The sequence below is a fragment of the Nocardia sp. NPDC004582 genome (genome assembly GCF_053602115.1).
Window position 1 is genome coordinate 1 of record NZ_JBSGCY010000256.1, and the last position, 4386, is coordinate 4386.

Genomic DNA, 4386 nt, shown 5'->3' on the forward strand with positions numbered 1-4386 from the left:
GGGCTCCAGGCGCGGGACCGGGGTGGCGGCGCCGCCGTTGCCGTTGCCGCTCGCGGTGGCGTGGCCGTTGGTGGCGGGTGCGGGCTCGGGGGTTTCCGGGGTGGCGGCGGTGGTTTCCGGTGCGGGGGCCGGGGAGTCGGGGGCCGGGGAGTCGGAGTCCGGGTCGGCGGCGGCGCGTTCGGCTTCGTAGTCCTGGCGCATGGCGTCGGTGATGATCGACGTCTCGGCGGTGACCGGGTCGTCGAAGGGGGTGGCGAAGGCCGGCGGCTCGGGGTGGGAGGGGTCGAACTTGGGGGCGATGCGGGCGCGCGGGTCGTCCTCGTCCTCGGTCTGATCGGGGGACGACCACGGGTCCCAGGGGTCCGCGTTCGACCAGTTATCGTTCGCCGCTTCCGGAGACTCGACCGCGTCGCCTCCCGGAAGTTCTTGGACGCGAACGGCATCGGCCCGCAGGGCGGGGCGCTCGGAGGGCAGGTCGCCGTCGAACAGACGCTGCAGGCTCTCGCGCAGGACCGTGAGTTCGGCGCGCAGCGCGGCCATTTCGGCGGCGTCCGCGCCGACCTCGTGGCGGACCCGGGTCTCCACGCCCAACTCGTATTCGCGGCGCGCAGCAACCTCGCGTTCCAGCTGCAGTTGATAGACCTTCTGGAGGTCACCCACTTTCGCCTTGTCGACGGCCGCCTCCCTGCGATAACGGGTGGCGGCGAGGGCGCCGATGGCGGCCGCCCACAGCGCCGCGACCAGGCCCACCCGAATCAGGTGGAGGTTGTCACTGAAGACCAGGAAAACGCTGGCAACCAGTCCGAGGAGAAGCAGAAAGCCGGTGAAGAACTTTCCCGCATCCTCCCGGCGGCGACGGGAAGCACTGCTACGGGAGGGTGAAACCATGTCCGCCAGCGTAGCGTGATCTTCCGGGCACGTCCTCGACCTGAAGGATGATCAGCATCATTCCGTTAGCTACGAAGTAGCCGCTTCGTCGGGCGGCTCGATGGGCGCGCGACAGCAATACTCCAGCCACAAAGCCGCCGCGACCAGCGCGATACCGCTGACCAGACCCACCACCGTGCCCGGTGTATCCGCCGTCGCCGCACGCAGATCCGAATGCATGGCCAGCCACACCAGAAAACCCAGCCAGATACCGCCCACCAGCGAACCCACCTGCGCAGACGCCTTGGCCAACGCCACCGCGCGGGCCGCCGTGATCGGATGCAGCTGCCCCGAACCCGGACCGATCCCGTGATTGTCCTTGCGCTGGCGAATCACGAAGGCCAGCACCACTTCCAGCAGCGCCACCGGCAGCAGCGACGCGCCCGAGAACACCGAGATCGGCGGGAAACTGGAGTACGCCACATTGGTGGCGATCCACGCCACCACCGCGGCCAGCAGCACGTTCGCGCACAGATCGAGAATGCGAGTCGGTTTCACCGCGGCGTCCAGCCCAGCGTCAACTCGGTGCGGCGCACGCCCAGCACCTCGGCACCGTCCAAGGCCGACAGCCACTCTCGCAGCGAGCGCAGCGCCCCGGCCGCCTCCAGCTCCGCGTCCGGCTCCACCTCGAGCCACGGCACCAGCACGAACGCGCGGTGATGCGCCTGCGGATGCGGCAGCGTCAGCACCGGATCCTGACTGCGCACCACGGTCCGGCCGTCACGGCGGCGCTGCTCGGCGGACACCACGTCCACGTCGAGAGTGCGCGCGCCCCAGCGGACTTCCCGGACCCGGCCCGCGGCCTGCTCCAGCTCCTGGCCCAGGCGTAGCCAATCCGAGGGCTCCAGCGCCGGATCCTCGGCCACCAGCACGGCATTCAGATAGTCCTGCTGCGGCACCCCGCCCCACGGCGGCGTCGAGTACACCGACGAGACCGCCACCAGGCGCGGGCCCAGCGCCTCCACGACACTGCGCAGATGCGCCAGCCGGTCGCCGAGATTGGATCCGATCGACAGGACTACGCGGGTCACCGCTACTCCTCCGCTCCCTCAGGGTCTGCTGCGCGCCGGCGGGACGTGACTACACGGACGTCTTCGAAGGTATGCGGAATCGGCGCGAAAGGCTTGTGCAGCACCACTTCCAGCGCCTGGATCCGGGTATCGGCCATCACCTCGTCGGCGATGTTCGAGACCACCGTCTCGATCAGGTCCTTGGGCTCGCCCGCCACGATGGCCACCACCTGCTCGGCGAGCTCGCCGTAGTGGACGGTGTCGGCGATGTCGTCGGATTTCGCGGCGGCCGAGAAGTCGGTCCACAGCGTGAGATCCACGACGAACTCCTGGCCGTCGCGCTTCTCGAAGTCGAACACGCCGTGGTGGCCGAAGACGCGCAGGCCGCGCAATTCGATCCGGTCCCCGCTCACTGCCGCTGCCCCGCTTCCCGATAGCGCTCCCGCAGCCGCCGCGCGGCCCGGGTGGTGGCGTCCACCACCGAGATGGCGTCCAGCGACGACCGGACATCGTGCACCCGCACGCCCCACGCGCCGTGCTCGGCGGCCAGGGCGGAGATCGTGGCCGTGGCCACCTCGCGGCCGTCGGGCGGACGCGGCGTCTCGCCCTCGGCCAGCAGCGCGCCGAGGAAACGCTTGCGGGAGGCCCCGATCAGGATCGGGATCCCGGCGTCCATCATCTCGGTCATGCGATAGAACAAGCCGCCCAGCAACTCCCAGTTGTGGTCGGCGTTCTTGGCGAAGCCCAGGCCCGGATCCAGCACCAGCTGCTCCAGGCCGACGCCGCCGGCGAGCGCGAACTCGACCTGAGCGTTGAGCTCCTCCCACACCTTCGACACCACGTCGTCGTATTGCTCGGCGGGCCCGGCGTGCCGGTAGTCGGCCTCGGCCCGCCAATGCATGAGGATCCACGGAATCCCGGTCTCCGCGACCACTTTCACCATGTCCGGGTCGGCGCGACCGCCGGAGACGTCATTGACCATGGTCACGCCCGCCGCGATCGCCGCCGCGGCCACATCGGCCCGCATGGTGTCCACACTGGTCGGCACCCCGGCCGCGGCCAGCTCCCGGATCACCGGAACCACCCGCGCCGCTTCGGTTTCCGGATCGATCCGGATCGCGCCCGGCCGCGTCGACTCACCGCCGACATCGACGATGTCCGCGCCCAGCTCGTACAACTCGAGCCCGTGCGCGACCGCCAGCCCCGGATCCAGGTAGCGGCCACCATCGGAGAACGAATCGCTGGTGACGTTCACGACGCCCATGACCACACAGGAACGTCCCCCACGCGGCTCCAACAGGCGTGTTGTCACAACGTCACCACGCTCCCGCCCCCAAGGTTCGCGGCCGTCTCGATTCTGGACTGACGGAGCGACGGAGCGAAGCGGAGGAGCGGAGGAGGGAAGAATCGAGACCACGGGGCCGCGAACCAGCCGGAGCGAAGCGGAGGCAAATTGGACACAGCACTCACTTTCGGAGGATGAGGTCCAGGGCCTCGGCGCGCGAGGAGGCGTTGCTCTGCAGCATGCCGCGCACGGCCGAGGTGGTGGTGGACGCGCCCGGCTTGCGAATGCCGCGCATCGCCATGCACAGGTGCTCGGCCTCGATCACCACGATCGCGCCGCGCGGATCCAGCTTCTCCATCACCGCGTCGGCGATCTGGGAGGTGAGCCGCTCCTGCACCTGCGGGCGCTTGGCGTAGAGGTCGACCAGGCGGGCCAGCTTGGACAGACCGGTCACCCGGCCGTGCGGGCCGGGGATGTAGCCGACGTGCGCGACGCCGTGGAACGCCACCAGGTGGTGTTCACAGGTCGAGTACATGGGGATGTCACGCACCAGCACCAGTTCCTGGTGCCCTTCCTCGAAGGTGGTGTTGAGCACGTCGGACGGGTCGGTGAACAAGCCCGCGAACATCTCGCGGTAGGCCCGGGCCACCCGGGCGGGGGTATCGGCGAGACCGGGACGGTCCGGATCCTCGCCGACGGCGATCAGCAGCTCGCGGACAGCGGCCTCGGCACGCTCCTGATCGAACGGCCGACCGGTGTCGAGCGCGATCGGGCCGGATACGACACGATTGTTGGTGGCCGACAATCGACACCTCCTGTGTTGACTTGCCGCACATACAGACGCGGCCTGGACGCGGTCGCCGTGCCACTCGGGCGAGTCCGTTCGCAGGGGCAATCGCCTCCGCGAACGAACTCGCCCGAGCCGGGCCGCGAACCCATAGAGCCTATCGGGACCGCGGTCAGCGACGACCGTTCGGTCCGTCCCAACCGTTCTTCTCGTCCTCGTCATTCCCGGCGGCGGGCGGCGCGGCCGGAGGCTCCGGCTGCTGATAGCCCGGCTGGTACTGACCACCCGGCTGATACCGCTGGTTGCCCGCGGGCGCCCAGCCGCCGTACGCGCCGCGCGGCTGCGGGGCCTGAGCCTCGTCCTCCTGCGGCGGCCAC

General features: G+C 69.9%; 6 protein-coding genes and 1 pseudogene. All 7 read right to left on the minus strand.

Annotated features, from left to right (window positions below; all coding sequences use genetic code 11):
• A partial coding sequence (locus tag ACWELJ_RS33495; protein WP_452370080.1) for a DUF6779 domain-containing protein occupies window positions 1-888 on the minus strand: 888 nt, incomplete at its 3' end.
• Between the two features lie 69 nt (window positions 889-957).
• The gene (locus ACWELJ_RS33500; RefSeq protein ID WP_357087494.1) at window positions 958-1425 is read right to left on the minus strand and encodes a DUF3180 domain-containing protein; all 468 of its coding nucleotides are present in this window, start codon (window positions 1423-1425) and stop codon (window positions 958-960) included.
• Window positions 1422-1958: a 2-amino-4-hydroxy-6-hydroxymethyldihydropteridine diphosphokinase gene (gene folK, locus ACWELJ_RS33505; RefSeq protein ID WP_452370081.1), complete on the minus strand. Its 537-nt coding sequence runs from the start codon at window positions 1956-1958 to the stop codon at window positions 1422-1424. Before folK ends, ACWELJ_RS33500 begins: the two co-directional genes overlap by 4 nt.
• 2 nt (window positions 1959-1960) lie before the next feature.
• On the minus strand, window positions 1961-2350 hold the full coding sequence (folB, locus tag ACWELJ_RS33510) for a dihydroneopterin aldolase (RefSeq protein ID WP_452370082.1): 390 nt from the start codon (window positions 2348-2350) through the stop codon (window positions 1961-1963).
• Window positions 2347-3201, minus strand: a complete 855-nt coding sequence (folP, locus tag ACWELJ_RS33515; protein ID WP_452370083.1) for a dihydropteroate synthase — start codon at window positions 3199-3201, stop codon at window positions 2347-2349. The genes folB and folP overlap by 4 nt, the downstream gene beginning before the upstream one ends.
• A 202-nt stretch (window positions 3202-3403) precedes the next feature.
• Window positions 3404-4027, minus strand: a complete 624-nt coding sequence (folE, locus tag ACWELJ_RS33520) for a GTP cyclohydrolase I FolE (RefSeq protein ID WP_357087503.1) — start codon at window positions 4025-4027, stop codon at window positions 3404-3406.
• A gap of 154 nt (window positions 4028-4181) precedes the next feature.
• Window positions 4182-4386 (minus strand): annotated as a pseudogene (locus ACWELJ_RS33525) (hypothetical protein); the annotation flags it as partial.